The sequence below is a fragment of the Mycobacterium sp. genome (assembly GCF_035314665.1).
Lineage (GTDB): Bacteria > Actinomycetota > Actinomycetes > Mycobacteriales > Mycobacteriaceae > Mycobacterium.
Genome location: NZ_DATFZD010000415.1, coordinates 1 through 15,205, shown reverse-complemented (window position 1 = coordinate 15,205; position 15,205 = coordinate 1). Strand labels below are relative to the sequence as shown.

At 65.0% G+C, this 15,205-nt stretch carries 13 protein-coding genes and 2 pseudogenes; 12 read left to right on the top strand and 3 right to left on the bottom strand.

What is annotated here, in order from left to right; translation table 11 throughout:
- From VKI00_RS29970 to VKI00_RS29955, 4 genes and pseudogenes are all read left to right on the top strand, one after another.
- Nucleotides 1-106 (top strand): annotated as a pseudogene (locus VKI00_RS29970) (hypothetical protein); the annotation flags it as partial.
- An 11-nt stretch (nt 107-117) separates the two neighbouring features.
- Nucleotides 118-1,023, top strand: coding sequence for an ABC transporter ATP-binding protein (locus VKI00_RS29965; protein ID WP_324444709.1), 906 nt, complete (start codon nt 118-120; stop codon nt 1,021-1,023).
- On the top strand, nt 1,020-1,925 hold the full coding sequence (locus VKI00_RS29960) for a glycosyltransferase family 2 protein (RefSeq protein ID WP_324444708.1): 906 nt from the start codon (nt 1,020-1,022) through the stop codon (nt 1,923-1,925). Before VKI00_RS29965 ends, VKI00_RS29960 begins: the two co-directional genes overlap by 4 nt.
- Nucleotides 1,922-2,752: an ABC transporter permease gene (locus VKI00_RS29955; protein WP_324444707.1), complete on the top strand. Its 831-nt coding sequence runs from the start codon at nt 1,922-1,924 to the stop codon at nt 2,750-2,752. The genes VKI00_RS29960 and VKI00_RS29955 overlap by 4 nt, the downstream gene beginning before the upstream one ends.
- Before the next feature lie 10 nt (nt 2,753-2,762).
- Here VKI00_RS29955 and VKI00_RS29950 read toward each other — a convergent pair whose 3' ends face one another.
- The gene (locus VKI00_RS29950) at nt 2,763-3,155 is read right to left on the bottom strand and encodes a hypothetical protein (RefSeq protein ID WP_324444706.1); all 393 of its coding nucleotides are present in this window, start codon (nt 3,153-3,155) and stop codon (nt 2,763-2,765) included.
- A 332-nt stretch (nt 3,156-3,487) separates the two neighbouring features.
- Between VKI00_RS29950 and VKI00_RS29945 the strand changes: the two genes are divergently transcribed.
- From VKI00_RS29945 to VKI00_RS29930, 4 genes are read left to right on the top strand one after another with little or no spacing between them, the layout of a single operon-like run.
- Nucleotides 3,488-3,973, top strand: a complete 486-nt coding sequence (locus VKI00_RS29945; RefSeq protein ID WP_324444705.1) for a GreA/GreB family elongation factor — start codon at nt 3,488-3,490, stop codon at nt 3,971-3,973.
- Nucleotides 3,974-3,992: 19 nt separating this feature from the next.
- On the top strand, nt 3,993-4,403 hold the full coding sequence (locus VKI00_RS29940; protein ID WP_324444704.1) for a GtrA family protein: 411 nt from the start codon (nt 3,993-3,995) through the stop codon (nt 4,401-4,403).
- 56 nt (nt 4,404-4,459) lie between these two features.
- Nucleotides 4,460-4,741, top strand: a complete 282-nt coding sequence (locus VKI00_RS29935; protein WP_324444703.1) for a hypothetical protein — start codon at nt 4,460-4,462, stop codon at nt 4,739-4,741.
- The gene (locus tag VKI00_RS29930; protein ID WP_324444702.1) at nt 4,742-6,103 is read left to right on the top strand and encodes a C2 family cysteine protease; all 1,362 of its coding nucleotides are present in this window, start codon (nt 4,742-4,744) and stop codon (nt 6,101-6,103) included.
- 515 nt (nt 6,104-6,618) lie between these two features.
- Here VKI00_RS29930 and VKI00_RS29925 read toward each other — a convergent pair.
- On the bottom strand, nt 6,619-6,861 hold the full coding sequence (locus VKI00_RS29925) for a hypothetical protein (protein WP_324444701.1): 243 nt from the start codon (nt 6,859-6,861) through the stop codon (nt 6,619-6,621).
- 131 nt (nt 6,862-6,992) lie between these two features.
- On the opposite strand from VKI00_RS29925, the gene VKI00_RS29920 reads away from it, so the two are divergent.
- From VKI00_RS29920 to VKI00_RS29905, 4 genes are all read left to right on the top strand, one after another.
- Nucleotides 6,993-8,366 carry an FAD-binding oxidoreductase gene (locus VKI00_RS29920; RefSeq protein ID WP_324444700.1) on the top strand — a complete coding sequence of 458 codons (1,374 nt, stop codon included), beginning with the start codon at nt 6,993-6,995 and terminating at the stop codon, nt 8,364-8,366.
- Nucleotides 8,367-9,149, top strand: a complete 783-nt coding sequence (locus VKI00_RS29915) for a decaprenylphospho-beta-D-erythro-pentofuranosid-2-ulose 2-reductase (RefSeq protein WP_324444698.1) — start codon at nt 8,367-8,369, stop codon at nt 9,147-9,149.
- Nucleotides 9,150-9,179: 30 nt separating this feature from the next.
- On the top strand, nt 9,180-11,051 hold the full coding sequence (locus tag VKI00_RS29910) for a galactan 5-O-arabinofuranosyltransferase (RefSeq protein WP_414687334.1): 1,872 nt from the start codon (nt 9,180-9,182) through the stop codon (nt 11,049-11,051).
- Between the two features lie 95 nt (nt 11,052-11,146).
- Nucleotides 11,147-14,404, top strand: coding sequence for an arabinosyltransferase domain-containing protein (locus VKI00_RS29905; protein WP_324444694.1), 3,258 nt, complete (start codon nt 11,147-11,149; stop codon nt 14,402-14,404).
- A gap of 7 nt (nt 14,405-14,411) precedes the next feature.
- Here VKI00_RS29905 and VKI00_RS29900 read toward each other — a convergent pair.
- Nucleotides 14,412-15,205: pseudogene (locus tag VKI00_RS29900) on the bottom strand (MFS transporter); the annotation flags it as partial.

The window sequence follows — 15,205 nt, the reverse complement described above, 5'->3', positions numbered from 1 at the left end:
GGCCGCCCGCGCGCAGCTGGAGCAGATGCGTGAACAGCGTGGTCTGCCGCCGGGCGTCGGCAAGCCCGGCGGACCCGGTGGGCACGGCACCGGGCAATACCTCTAGGCAGACAACCGGTGACGAGTCCCCGGCGTCCTTACATCGAGACGCATGACGCGTGGGTGGAGTTTCCCATCTTCGACGCCAAATCGCGCTCGCTGAAGAAAACCGTCCTCGGCGGCACGATCGGGCGCAACGCCTCCAACGTGGTGGTCATCGAGGCGTTGCGGGACATCTCGATGTCGTTGGAACTGGGCGACCGCGTCGGGCTGGTGGGCCACAACGGCGCCGGGAAATCGACTCTGCTGCGGCTGCTTTCAGGTATTTACGAGCCGACGCGCGGGTCGGCGACGGTGAGCGGTCGGGTGGCACCGGTGTTCGATCTGGGTGTCGGCATGGACCCCGAGATCTCCGGCTACGAGAACATCATCATCCGCGGCCTGTTTCTCGGGCAGACGCGAAAGCAGATGCTGGCCAAGGTCGACGAGATCGCCGAATTCACCGAGCTGGGCGACTACCTGTCGATGCCGCTGCGCACCTATTCGACCGGTATGCGGGTGCGGCTGGCGATGGGTGTGGTCACCAGCATCGACCCGGAAATCCTGCTGCTCGACGAGGGTATCGGCGCCGTCGACGCCGACTTCCTGAAGAAGGCTCAGACGCGGCTGCAACGCCTGGTCGAGCGCTCGGGAATCCTGGTGTTCGCCAGCCATTCCAACGAATTCCTGGCCCGGCTGTGCAAGACCGCGATGTGGATCGACCACGGCGTCATCAGGCTCACCGGCAGCATCGAGGACGTCGTGCGCGCCTACGAAGGCGACGACGCTGCGCGGCATGTGCGTGAGGTCCTCGCAGAGACAGCCGCCCCGCCGATGACTGAGCCGCCGGCGACGATGCAGCGCCCGACGACGATGCAGTCCGCGAAGCGGAATGAGGAGGAGTCGGGCAATACGGAGGCAGCGATGCGGAGGAGTGGCGCATGACCATGGTGTGCGCCGTCGTGGTGACCCACCGGCGCCCCGACGAACTGGCCAAGTCGCTGGATGTATTGACCACCCAGAGCCGGCTGCCCGACCAGCTGATCGTGGTCGACAACGGCGATGAGGACCGCGTTCGCGAACTGGTTGGCGCTCAACCCATCCCGACGACGTATCTGTCGTCACGCCGAAACCTTGGCGGCGCAGGCGGTTTCGCGCTCGGCATACTTCATGCGCTGGCCGCCGGCGCCGATTGGGTATGGCTGGCCGACGACGACGGCCACCCGCAAGACAGCGAAGTGCTGGCGACGCTGCTGGCGTGCGCCGAGAAGCACCGGCTGGCCGAGGTGTCGCCGATGGTGTGCAACGCCGACGACCCGCAACGCCTGGCGTTTCCGCTGCGGCGCGGCCTGGTCTGGCGCAGGCTGGTCAGCGAATTGCGAACCGCGCAGGACCAGGAACTGTTGCCGGGTATCGCATCGCTGTTCAACGGTGCGCTGTTTGCAGCGTCGACGTTCGAGTCGATCGGTGTTCCCGACCTGCGGCTGTTCGTCCGTGGCGACGAGGTCGAGATGCATCGTCGGCTGGTCCGAGCCGGCCTGCCGTTCGGAACCTGCTTGAACGCCGTCTATCTGCACCCGTGTGGCTCGGCCGAATTCAAGCCGATTCTTGCGGGGCGGATGCACACCCAATATCCCGACGACCCGACCAAGCGGTACTACACCTACCGCAACCGCGGCTACCTGATGTCGCAGCCCGGTCTGCGCAAGCTGCTGCTGCAGGAATGGTTGCGGTTCGGCTGGTTTTTCCTGGTGTCTCGTCGTGACCCGAAGGGTCTGCTGGAGTGGCTGCGGCTGCGCCGGTTGGGGCGTCGGGAGCAGTTCGAGCGACCGGAGCGGCACTCATGACTATCATCGACGCCGCCACACAGTCGAAGACGATGACCCGCGCCTGGGGTGATCTGGCCGACGGGTATCGCCGCCGCGAGTTGTGGCTGCACCTGGGCTGGCAGGACATCAAGCAGCGGTACCGCCGTTCGGTGCTGGGCCCGTTCTGGATCACCATCGCGACCGGCACCACGGCCGTCGCGATGGGTGGCCTGTACTCCAAGCTGTTTCATCTCCAGCTGTCGGTGCACCTGCCCTATGTGACGCTCGGCCTGATCATCTGGAATCTGATCAACGCCTCGATCCTGGAGGGCGCCGAGGTGTTCGTCGCCAACGAGGGCTTGATCAAGCAATTGCCGACGCCGCTGTCCGTGCATGTTTACCGGCTGGTGTGGCGGCAGATGTTGTTGTTCGCGCACAACATCGTCATCTACATCGTCATCGCGATCATCTACCCGAAACCCTGGTCGTGGGCGGACCTTTCGGTGATACCGGCCCTGGGGCTGATCGTGCTCAACTGCGTCTGGGTGTCGCTGTGTTTCGGCATTCTGGCGACGCGCTTCCGCGACATCGGCCCGCTGTTGTTTTCCATCGTGCAGTTGCTGTTCTTCATGACGCCGATCATCTGGAACGATGACACGCTGCGGCAGCAGGGCGCCGGACAGTGGTCGAAGATCGTCGAGCTGAATCCGCTGCTGCACTACTTGGATATCGTGCGTGCCCCGCTGCTCGGCTCGCACCAAGAGCTGCGGCACTGGGCGGTAGTGGTCGGGCTGACGATCGTGGGCTGGCTGATGGCGGCTTTCGCGATGCGCCAATACCGCGCCCGCGTTCCCTACTGGGTGTAGGCGAGCGACATCAAACGTAAACCGCGGCCCAGGGCCGCCGTGTTGCGGTCTGGGTGGTGCCGCGGGCGGTGGCGTCGGAGATGCCGTCGATCGCGGACGTGTTGCTCGTCATGACGTCGAAGATGCTGCCGTTACCGACTATGTCCGAGCCGTCGGTGATCGCGGGCCCACCACTCAGTGGGACGCCGGCTACCTCACCACCCTCGACGTTGGCAGCGCTGCCCGCGTTGGTGGCGTAGGCGAAGCTATTGTTGGCCACATCGACGGCCGAGCCACCTTCAAAGGTCGTCGGGTTGAAGCCTGTGTCGTTGGCGATGGACACGCTGTTATTGCTGTCGAGAATTTCTCCAACGGTGGTCGTGCCGTTGGCGGTGCCGTTCGTGAACGCATAGTCACCCGTCATGGTGGTGATACTGGGGGTAAGTCCGTCGTTTGAGACAAGCGCAGTGCCGTCGGAAAGCTTTGCTGGAAATCGGAAGCATGGAGAATGGGCCGGCCTTCGCGCTTGAGCTAGAGCTAGGCGTCTTTCAGCCCTATCACATCTTTGCTTAGGGTATCGATTTGAATTTGCGCGTGGCGACGACCACGACGCGGGATCGATCAGAGTGGTTGCGCAGTGGCGGGAAACGTCGTACAACGCACGGCGAACGCATGAATAATCGGGTTAAGTGCAATACAGTCTTGGCACTTAACGATGGCAACCGCCGTCGCGCCCAAGAAGACAGGTCGACACAGGTGAGCGGAAAAGCGGAGCCCTCTGGGCTTGCCGGGGAGGCACGCGAGCGGATCGCCGCCGAGTTGGCCCGGATACAAGAACGCCGTGATCGACTGGAGGCCGAGGTCCGTGGCGACCGCGGCGCGGTGAGCGATCACGCCGATGCGGCCGATGCCATCCAGCGCGCCGACGAACTGGCCAGCCTGGACGAGCGGATCATCGAGTTGGACCGGCTGCTGCGCACCGGACCGTCGCCATCGAACGGAAGCGACACGCTGCCCTTCGGCACCAAGGTGACATTGAAGTTTTCCGACGGGTCGGTCGTCAAGATGCAGGTGATCTCCGTCATCGAGGAGGCTCCTGCGGGCGGCGAAGACGAGGCGTTGACCGCGGGCAGCCCGTTGGGGCTGGCGCTGGCCGGGCGGAAAGCCGGCGACACCGTCACCTACACCACGCCGCAAGGCGAAAACCAGGTCGAGGTGCTTGACCTCAAATACCCGAAGTAGTCCCCGTAAACTTCGGCCGATGGCTGAGATCGCGGCGCGTGCACCGCTGCCGCTGAAGACGCAGGTGTGGCGATTCATCGTCACCGGCGGTTTGTCGGCGGTCGTCGACTTTGGCCTTTACGTCGTGTTGCTGCGGCTGGGCCTGCAGGTCAACGTGGCTAAATCGATCAGTTTTATCGCCGGCACGACGACCGCTTACCTGATCAACCGCCGCTGGACGTTCCAGGCGCCGCCGAGCAGGGTTCGGTTCGTCGCCGTTTGTGTGCTCTACGGGCTGACCTATGTCGTGCAGGTCGGCATCAACTACCTCTTCTATCTTCAGTTCGCGAACGAACCGTGGCGGATTCCCGCCGCTTTCGTGATCGCGCAGGGCACCGCCACGGTGATCAACTTCATCGTGCAGCGATCGGTGATCTTCCGGCTGCGCTGAACGGCTGCCACGAAAGGTGAATTGGCATCCGTCGAGGTCGAACTAAACTTCGCCGCGTGGAGCGACTGCGTGTTAGCGACGGGTTGCAGGCGGTGGCCACCAGATGCAACGCCCTTGCCAGTGAGATAGCGGAGGGTGCACCGCCTGCGCCGGGGCCGTCAAGCCAGCCCAGCTCGGCGGCAATGAAGATCGGGCACGCTGGCGTCCGGCAAGCCACAGCGGCGATGGCGACGCGGATGCAGGCCACCGGCACGGATATCGCCTTCGCCGACATTAGCTACAACGAGACCGAAGCTCACGCGGCGCTGAAGCTCAGCGCCGTGGCGACAGATGCGTAAATGACTGCCACCGCGGTGCCTACCCTGTCGGAGTTGTTGTCCTGGGACACCGAGCATCTGACGGAAGGCGCCGACTACTGGGAGCGCACCGCCAACCGATGGGATAGTGCATTCGCCGAAGCCGAACAACAGATCCGAGCCAGCCGGTGGGAAGGCGAAGCATTCGGCGCGGCGACCGAGCGGGCCTACGCCGACAAAGTCAGGGTCGGCAACGTCGCTGACGACCTCCGTGAAGGAGCCAGAACCGCCCGTCAAGGCGCATCCGATGTTTCGGCGGCACGGAGTCGCCTCCAGTACATCGTCGAGGCCGCCCAAGACGCCGGCTTCGATGTCTATGACGACTACACCGTCGCCAGTCGCCAAACCGCCGGCACCGCGGCGGAACAGGCGGCGCTACAAGCCCAAGCAGAATCGTTCGCCGACGAAATCTACGGGGGCGCCGCCCAACTCGTCGCACGCGATCAGCAGGTCGGCGCGGGTATCGCTACTGCCGTCGGGCACGTCGGTAACCTCACCTTCGACGAGCAAGGTCCCGGCGGGCCGTTACCCGAGGATTCCGGCGGCGACCCCAAGTGGCATCGGTGGACGGACAAGGACCTCTATCCACACGACCCGACGGCAGCCGACGTGGATCAGAAGACCATCGGTGACTGCTACCTCGACGCCACTATGGGTGCGATAGCGAACGCCAACCCGCAATGGATCAAGGACCGAATTCACTATGACGACGCGACCGGAAACTTCGACGTCACCCTTTGGGATGGCCACGAGTGGAAGCACATCGCTGTCACCCAGGACGACATCGACACCGACCTTGCGCATAACGGCGCAAGCTGGCTCGACAATGGGCAACCTAACGCCGCTTTGTGGCCGAGTGTCCTCGAATCGGCCTACGCAAAGGCCAAGTACCCGAACCAGAGCCTCGGCGACGCACTGAGCAACTCGACGGGTATCGGCCAAGGTGGCTATGCACAAGATGCGATGGAGGCATTGACGGGTAACCGAGGAACCAACATCAACCCGCAAAACGTCTGGTTGACGAATCAGCACATCGACCAGTCGATCGCCTGCGCGTTGGCCAACCATCAGCCGGTGACTGTCAGCACCACCCCGAACGGCGCTCCACTGGAAAAAAGCCACGTGTATGTCGTGGAAAGTATCACCGGTACCGGCAGCGATGCTCAAGTAACCCTGCGAAACCCTTGGGAGACAAATGTTGATACACCAGTCAACACGCCGGGGCCATTGGTCACTGTGAGACTCGGCGACCTCATCGGCTCTGGATTGCCAACCGGTGATCTTCCCGGCGGCCCCTTAGGCAACCACCCCATGTCCAACGTCAATATCGGTTCTCTGGGATGAGGCACAAGAAAGTGCTCAGAATAACGGCGATCGTCCTCGGAATCGTCGTCGCAATTGCTGGCGGATATGTCTTTTGGCAGTACCGGACATCCCGCCCACTGACACTCGAGAGCATTCCCTCATACACATCAGCGGTACCGACCACTGACATACCCGAACCGCAACGGTCCGATGCCGAGCGGCGATTACGTGATCTCGCCTCAACCGGACAACCCGGCTACCGAGTTGTCGGTGAGCGATTCCTTGCCACGAACGTCGAATTCGTCTGGGACGCCCTGCGACACCAGCTCGAACCCTATCTTGGATCGGCAGGCTATAGCTTGGATCGCGACGGTTGGTCTTCCAATTACATGTGCTATTACAGCTCGTATCGACACGAAGGATGGCTTCGGCGACAGTTCAATGATGACGCCATCCTGGTTGCCGATCTCGCAAAGACAACCCTGCGGACATCAACCGGCGAGGACGTTCACCTCTACGGCTACTTCAGGCTCACGCACAGTTGACGCCGGCGATCAGGAATGATCCCTGTCCTTCTCGACTCCCGCCGAGTAACGAAGCGGCCATCTGTCGCCCACGATGGATTCGATCACCGATGCGCCGAACGGTTGAATCTCGTAGTAGCGGTGAACGTAGCCGTCGGCATCCGGCGCCGAAGTGCACGGGCCGTTCGGGCACACGTACTTGATCGGCCAGCTCAGCAAGCCGATCAGCAGGCCAACAGCGATCCCCACCACAGCCAGTTTGGTCTTGCTCAAGCGTGGAGCTCGCTCACTAGTCAAAGCGCTGCATTTTTGCGCATTAAGGCGACGATACTGACTCTCAGCTGACCCCGGTTGATCTGCGGGTCCGCTGACCACAGCGTGCCAGGCGGTACCCTCTTTGACTGATGTCATCTAGGTTTCCTACCCAACGGCTGACCGGTTGGAGCCGCACCGCGCCCTCGGTGGCGCAGGTGCTGTCCACACCGGACCCCGAGGTGATCGCCAAGGCGGTCGCCCACGCCGCCGACGCCGGGGGCCGTGGCGTCATCGCCCGCGGGCTGGGCCGCTCCTACGGCGACAACGCGCAGAACGGCGGCGGGCTGGTCATCGACATGACGGCGCTGAACCGGATTCATTCGATCGACGCCGACACCCACGTGGCCGACCTCGACGCCGGGGTCAACCTCGACCAGCTGATGCGGGCCGCGCTGCCATTCGGACTGTGGGTGCCGGTGCTGCCCGGCACCCGACAGGTCACCATCGGCGGCGCGATCGGGTCCGACATTCACGGCAAGAACCACCACAGCGCGGGCAGCTTCGGCAACCACGTCCGGTCGATGGAGCTGCTGACTGCCGACGGGCAGATCCGCCACCTCACCCCGGACGGCGAGGAAGCCGAGCTGTTCTGGGCAACCGTCGGCGGTAACGGGCTGACCGGGATCGTGCTGCGCGCAACGGTGGAGATGACCCCGACGGAGACGGCGTATTTCATCGCCGACGGCGATGTCACCCACACGCTGGACGAAACCATCGCATTTCACAGCGACGGCAGCGAAGCCGACTACACCTACTCGTCGGCCTGGTTCGACGCAATCAGCGCGCCGCCGAAGCTGGGGCGTGCCGTCGTCTCCCGAGGTTCATTGGCCAGGGTTGACCAATTGCCGGAAAAGCTGCAACGCAACCCATTGAAATTCGATGCGCCGCAGTTCTTTACCGCACCGGACATCTTTCCCAACGGCCTAGCCAACAAGGTGACCTTCGGTGCGGCGACCGAACTCTGGTACCGCAAATCGGGGTCTTACCGCGGCAAGGCCCAGAACCTGACGCAGTTCTACCACCCACTGGACATGGTCGGCGAGTGGAACCGGGCGTACGGCTCGGCGGGTTTCAGCCAATACCAATTCGTGGTGCCCACCGAAGCGGTCGACGAATTCAAGGGCATCATGTACGACATCCAGCGCTCGGGTCACTACTCGTTCCTGAACGTGTTCAAGCTGTTCGGACCGGGAAACCAAGCGCCGCTGAGCTTCCCGATCAAGGGCTGGAACGTCTGCGTCGACTTTCCGATTAAGCCGGGGCTCAACGAGTTTCTCAACGAACTCGACCGCAGAGTGCTGGAGTTCGGCGGCCGGCTCTACACCGGCAAAGACAACCGCACCACCGCGGACACCTTCCACGCCATGTATCCCCGCATCGACGAATGGATCGCGGTGCGGCGCAAGGTCGATCCCTTGCGCGTCTTCGCCTCGGACATGGCCCGACGTTTGGAGCTGCTTTAGATGGTGCTCGACGCCGTGGGTAATCCGCAGACCATCCTGCTGCTAGGCGGCACCTCCGAGATCGGGCTGGCGATCTGCGAGCGCTACCTGCAAAACGCGCACGCACGGATCCTGCTGGCGGACCTGCCCGATCATCCCCGCAAGGATGATGCCATCGCCGCGATGACAGCAGCGGGCGCCAAGTCGGTCAAGTGGATCGACTTCGACGGCACCGAGAGCGACAAGCATCCCGCGGTGATCGACCAGGCCTTCGCGGGCGGTGACGTCGACGTGGCGATCGTCGCGTTCGGGTTGCTCGGCGATGCCGAGGAGTTGTGGCAGAACCAGCGTAAGGCCGTTCAGATCGCCGAAATCAACTACACCGCAGCGGTTTCGGTGGGAGTGCTGCTCGGCGAGAAGATGCGTGCTCAGGGCTTCGGGCAGATCATCGCGATGAGCTCGGTGGCCGGTGAGCGGGTACGGCGCTCCAATTTCGTATACGGATCGACCAAGGCCGGCCTCGACGGCTTCTACCTCGGACTGGGAGAAGCACTGCGCGAGTTCGGAGTTCGCGTTCTGGTAATCCGGCCCGGCCAGGTTCGTACGTCGACGACGATCGCGCACTGGAAGGCGGCTGGCACCAAGGAAGCGCCGCTGACCGTCGACAAGGAGTACGTCGCCAACTTGGCGGTGACCGCGTCGGCCAGGGGCAAGGAACTCGTCTGGGCGCCAGGCACCTTCCGCTACATGATGATGGTGCTGCGACACATCCCGCGGCCGATCTTCCGCAAGTTGCCCATCTAGATGCGAAACGCGCTGGCCACTGTCGGCCACATGGCATTCGCGATCGCGATTGCCGCGGTGATTTCGGTGATCTCGCTGATCGCCATCGCACGGGTGGAATGGCCCGCTTACCCGTCGTCGAATCAGCTGCACGCGCTGACCACGGTCGGCCAGGTCGGTTGCATCGTCGGATTGCTCCTCGCCGGCTGGCTGTGGTGGCATGGCCGGTTACGGTGGCTCGCCCAAGTAGCCGGCCTGGTGTTCCTCTCCGCGTTCACGGTGGTCACACTCGCCATGCCGCTGGGTGCCACCAAGCTCTACCTGTTCGGTATCTCCGTCGACCAGCAGTTCCGCACCGAATACCTGACCCGGCTCACCATCAGCGCCGCCCTGCACGACATGACCTATCTCGGGCTGCCGCCGTTCTACCCGCCGGGCTGGTTCTGGCTCGGCGGGCGCATCGCGGCATTGACCGCTACATCGGGTTGGGAGATGTACAAGCCGTGGGCAATCACCTCGATCACGATCGCGGTCGCGGTGGCGCTGGTGTTGTGGTCGCGGATGATCCGTTTCGAGTACGCGCTGCTGGTCACCACGGCGACGGCCGCAGTGACGCTCGCTTACGGCTCCCCGGAGCCGTACTCCGCGATGATCACCGTGCTGCTGCCACCGGTGCTGATCCTGACCTGGTCGGGCCTGCGCGGCGGGACCCGATCGGGCGGGTGGGCCGCGGTGATCGGGGCCGGCGTCTTTCTCGGCGTCGCGGCGACCTTCTATACCCTGCTGCTGGCCTACAGCGCATTCACCGTGGTGCTGATGGCGTTGGTGCTGACGGCGTCCCGCTGGCACCAGGGAATCAGGGCGGCGTTGGATCCGCTGGGCCGGCTGGCCGTGATCGGCGTCATCGCGGTGGCCATCGCGGCGAGCACCTGGCTGCCGTTCCTGCTGCGCGCGGCCCATGACCCGGTCAGCAACACCGGCAGCGCCTACCACTACCTGCCCGCAGACGGCGCCGAGCTGACCTTCCCGATGCTCAAGTTCACCCTGCTCGGCGCGCTGTGCATGCTCGGCACGCTTTGGCTGGTGGTCCGGGCCCGCTCGTCGGTGCGCGCGGCCGGCCTGGCCGTCGGGGTGCTCGCGGTCTATCTGTGGTCACTGCTGTCGATGCTCGCCACGCTGGCGCGCACCACGCTGTTGTCGTTTAGGCTGCAGCCGACACTCACGGTGTTGCTGGCCACCGCCGGCGTCTTCGGCTTCATCGAAGTCACCCTCGCCCTGGCCGCACGCGGACGAGAGCACGCCTGGGGCCGCGGCGTGCTACCGGTGGCGGTTGCGATCGGGCTGGCCGGAGCGATCGCGTTCAGCCAAGACATCCCCGACGTGCTGCGACCGGACCTCACCATCGCCTATACCGACACCGACGGCCATGGCCAGCGCGGTGACCGCCGTCCGCCCGGTTCCGAGAAGTTCTACCCGGCGATCGACGCTGCGATCACCCGGGCGACCGGGAAGCCCCGCGACGAGACCGTGGTGCTGACCGCCGACTACAGCTTCTTGTCCTACTACCCCTATTGGGGCTTTCAAGGACTGACGTCGCACTACGCCAACCCGCTGGCGCAGTTCGACAAGCGGGCGGCCGCAATCAAAAGCTGGTCGAAACTAAAGGCTCCCGATCAGTTCATCCAGGCGCTGGACACACTGCCGTGGGCGCCGCCGACGGTGTTCCTGATGCGCCACGGCGGCTCGGCCGGCGCGACAAGCAGCTACACGCTGCGGCTGGCCGAAGACGTCTACCCCAACCAGCCCAACGTCCGGCGCTACACGGTGGACTTCAACGCCGCTCTGTTCGCCGACCCGCGGTTCACCGTCACCACCATCGGCCCGTTCGTGTTGGCGGTCCGCAAGCCCGGGTCGCACCCCTGATGGCGTCAGAAACTGAACATGTCGGGCAACTACCATCTACCCCCGTGGGCCGCGCCGTCGACGATGCAGAGCGAAGTGATGCGCAGCAGCGGCGCATGACCTCTGCGGTCGACGAGCGAATCGATGAGGCGCAGCGGCGCGCACCGACTGACGGGGAAGCCAACTACCGGATCGCCCGGGTGGTGGCCGTCGTCGCCGGCCTGCTCGGCGCCCTACTGGCAATCGCCACCCCGCTGCTGCCGGTCAAACAGACCACCGCCCAACTGAACTGGCCGCAAGACGGCGTGCTCGGAAGCGTTGCAGCACCGCTGATCGGCTACGTGGCCACCGACCTCAATATCAGCATTCCGTGCCAGGCCGCCGCCGGACTGGCCGGATCAGGCAACTCCGGCAAGACGGTGCTGTTGTCCACGGTGCCCAAACAGGCACCCAAGGCCGTGGACCGCGGCCTGCTGATCGAACGCGCCAACGACGACCTGGTGCTCGTCGTGCGCAACGTCCCGCTGGTCGTCGCGCCGATGAACCAGGTACTCAGCGGCGCTTGCCAGAAGTTGGTCTTCACCGCGCACGCCGACAGGGTGATCGGCGAGTTCGTCGGGCTGAAGCAGGGGCCCAATGCCGAGCATCCCGGCGCACCATTACATGACGAGCGCAGCGGATACGACTTCCGCCCGCAGATCGTCGGAGTCTTCACCGACCTGAGCGGGCCGGCCCCGCCGGGCCTGACCTTCTCGGCCACCGTCGACAGCCGCTACAGCAGCTCGCCCACCCCGCTGAAGATGGCCGCGATGGTCCTCGGGGTGGCGTCGACGATCGTGGCGCTGATCGCGCTGCACGTCCTGGATACCGCCGACGGGACTCGGCACCGCCGCTTCCTGCCGCCGCGCTGGTGGTCGGTCAGCGGGCTCGACGCGCTGGTCACGCTGGTGCTGGTGTGGTGGCATTTCGTCGGCGCCAACACCTCCGACGACGGCTACATCCTGACCATGGCCCGGGTGTCCGAGCACGCCGGCTACATGGCCAACTACTACCGCTGGTTCGGCACCCCCGAGGCGCCGTTCGGCTGGTACTACGACCTGCTGGCGCTGTGGGCTCATGTCACCACCGCCAGCATCTGGATGCGGTTGCCCACCCTGCTGATGGCACTGGCCTGCTGGTGGGTGATCAGCAGGGAAGTCATCCCGCGACTCGGGCATGCCGTCAAGACCAACAGAGCGGCGGCCTGGACGGCGGCGGGCATGTTCCTCGCGTTCTGGCTGCCGTTGAACAACGGTCTCCGGCCAGAGCCGATCATCGCCGTGGGCATCCTGCTGACCTGGTGTTCGGTCGAACGTGCCGTGGCGACCAGTCGGCTGCTGCCGGTCGCGATCGCCTGCATCATCGGCGCGCTGACACTGTTCTCCGGGCCGACCGGTATCGCTTCGATCGGCGCGCTGCTGGTGGCGATCGGCCCGCTACGCACCATCCTGCACCGCCGTACCAGACGGTTCGGCCTGCTCCCGCTGCTCGCGCCGATCCTGGCGGCGGCGACGGTCACGGTGATCCTGATCTTCCGGGACCAGACCTTCGTCGGCGAAGTCCAGGCCAACCTGCTCAAGTCGGCGGTCGGCCCCAGCCTGAGCTGGTTCGACGAGCACATCCGCTACGAACGGCTGTTCATGGCCAGCCCCGACGGCTCGGTCGCGCGTCGGTTCGCCGTGCTGGCGTTGCTGGTCGCACTCGCGGTGTCGGTGGCAATGTCGTTGCGCAAGGGCCGAATTCCAGGCACCGCCGTGGGACCCAGCCGTCGCATCATAGGCATCACGATCATCTCCTTCATCGCGATGATGTTCACGCCCACCAAATGGACACACCACTTCGGGGTGTTCGCCGGTCTGGCCGGCCCACTCGGGGCGTTGGCTGCCGTCGCGGTAGCCGCGGCGGCGATGCACTCGCGACGCAACCGCACCATGTTCGCCGCGGTGGTGTTGTTCGTGGTGGCCCTGTCATTCGCCAGCGTGAACGGTTGGTGGTACGTCTCTAACTTCGGCGTGCCGTGGTCAAATGCGCTCCCGGAGTGGCACTTTGGGTTCACCACTTTGCTGCTGGGCCTGACGATACTGGTGCTACTGGTGGCTGCCTGGTTCCACTTCGTCAACAACGGTGCCGATGCGAGGCCGCCCACTGGATCGTGGTTATCCCGAATCATCCAGTCTCCGTTGGGTATTGCCGCGTGGGCACTGGTCTTCGGCGAGGTACTGTCGCTCACGCTGGGGATGACCGGCCAATACCCGGCGTGGTCGGTCGGCCGCTCCAACCTGCAGGCACTGACCGGCAAGGTCTGCGGCCTGGCCACTGACGTGCTCGTCGAGCAGGACCCTAACGCCGGCATGCTGTCCCCAATCGGGGAGCCGGTGAAAGACGCGCTGGGCGCCGGCCTTTCGGACGGGTTCGCTGCCAATGGCATTCCCGCAGACGTGTCGGCCGACCCGGTGATGGAACGCCCGGGCGACCGCAGTTTTGTCAACGACGACGAGACCATCACCAACAGCGAAGCGGGCACCGAGGGCGGCACGACCGCCGCGCCCGGCATCAACGGCTCGAGCGCCCGGCTGCCCTACAACCTCGACCCGGCGCGCACGCCGGTGCTGGGCAGTTGGCGGTCCGGGGTGCAGGTGCCGGCCCGGCTGCGGTCGGCCTGGTACCGCCTGCCATCCCGCAGCGAGTCCAGACCGCTGCTAGTGGTGTCGGCGGCCGGCCGGTTCAACTTCGGCGAGGTGAAGATCCAATGGGCCACCGACCAACAAGCCGCCGCCAATCACCCCGGCGGCGAAACGGGACTCGCTGACGTTGGAGCTTCGCCGGCATGGCGCAACTTGCGGGCGCCGCTGTCCGCGTTGCCGCCGGACGCCACCCAGGTGCGCGTCATTGCCAACGACGACGACCTTGCGCCGCAGCACTGGATCGCGGTCACCCCGCCGCGGATCCCACGGCTGCGCACGCTGCAGGAGGTCGTCGGCTCGACCGATCCGGTGCTGCTGGATTGGCTGGTCGGTCTGGCCTTCCCCTGCCAGCGTCCCTTCGGGCATCAAAACGGTGTGGTCGAGGTGCCCAAGTGGCGGATCCTGCCCGATCGATTCGGCGCCGAGGCCAACTCGCCGGTGATGGACAAAAACGGTGGCGGGCCGCTGGGGATCACCGAATTGCTGGTGCGCGCGAACACGGTCTCGACCTATCTGAAAGACGACTGGTCCCGCGACTGGGGTGCCCTGCAGCAATTGACGCCGTACTACACCAATGCTCAGCCCGCGCGCCTCGACCTCGGCTCGGCAACACGAAGCGGCCTGTGGAGCCCGGCGCCGCTGCGCCAGTAGCTGGAAGTTAAAGGGCGAGCTGCCGTCGGCCGGCGCGAAAGGCGGTGGCCGTGGCGGTGAGCGCCAGCACGGCGAACACGGTAAACGCCGAGCGAGCAGCCCCCACACCTCCGCCGTCGGAGATGTTCACCACGACGCCGGCCAGCCCCGCTCCGAACGCGCCGAAAATCAATTGCACCGAGTTGATCGCGGTAGCGGCCGCGCCGCCCTCAGCGGGGTCGTCGATGTGGGTCATCGCCCACTCCGACAAATGCGGGTAGGCCGCGCCGATGCCGACCCCAACGGCGAGCAACGCCGTCGCGCACAAGATGACAACGCCGACCGGTGCGCCTTGGATATGGCTGACTCCGGCCATCGCCAGGCCGACTGCCATCACCAATGGTGCCGTGATCACTACACCCACGATCGTGCGTGCTCTGTTCAGTGAGCCGCTGCCCAGTCCGCTGATCGTCCAACCGATCGATAAGGCGGCGCCCAACAACCCGGCCATCATCGGCCCCAAATGGGCCAACCGCTGACCGAACAACGGGACATACAGGTCCACCTTGGTCGCGGCGACCAGCAGCCCCAGGGTCAGATAGACCCACTTCAACGGGCCAAACCCGAAGACGCTGGCGGGTAGCACCGCCGTGTCCATCCGCCGGTCGACGACCAGAAACATGCCCACCAGCACGGCGCCGACGATCAGCAGGCCGGCAGTCGCAATGAAGTTACGCGGCAGAGACGCCACGCTGACCGCCAGCGCCGCAGCGCCCAACAGAACTATCGACGGCACCGGAATCCGTGCTGGCTCGCGATCGC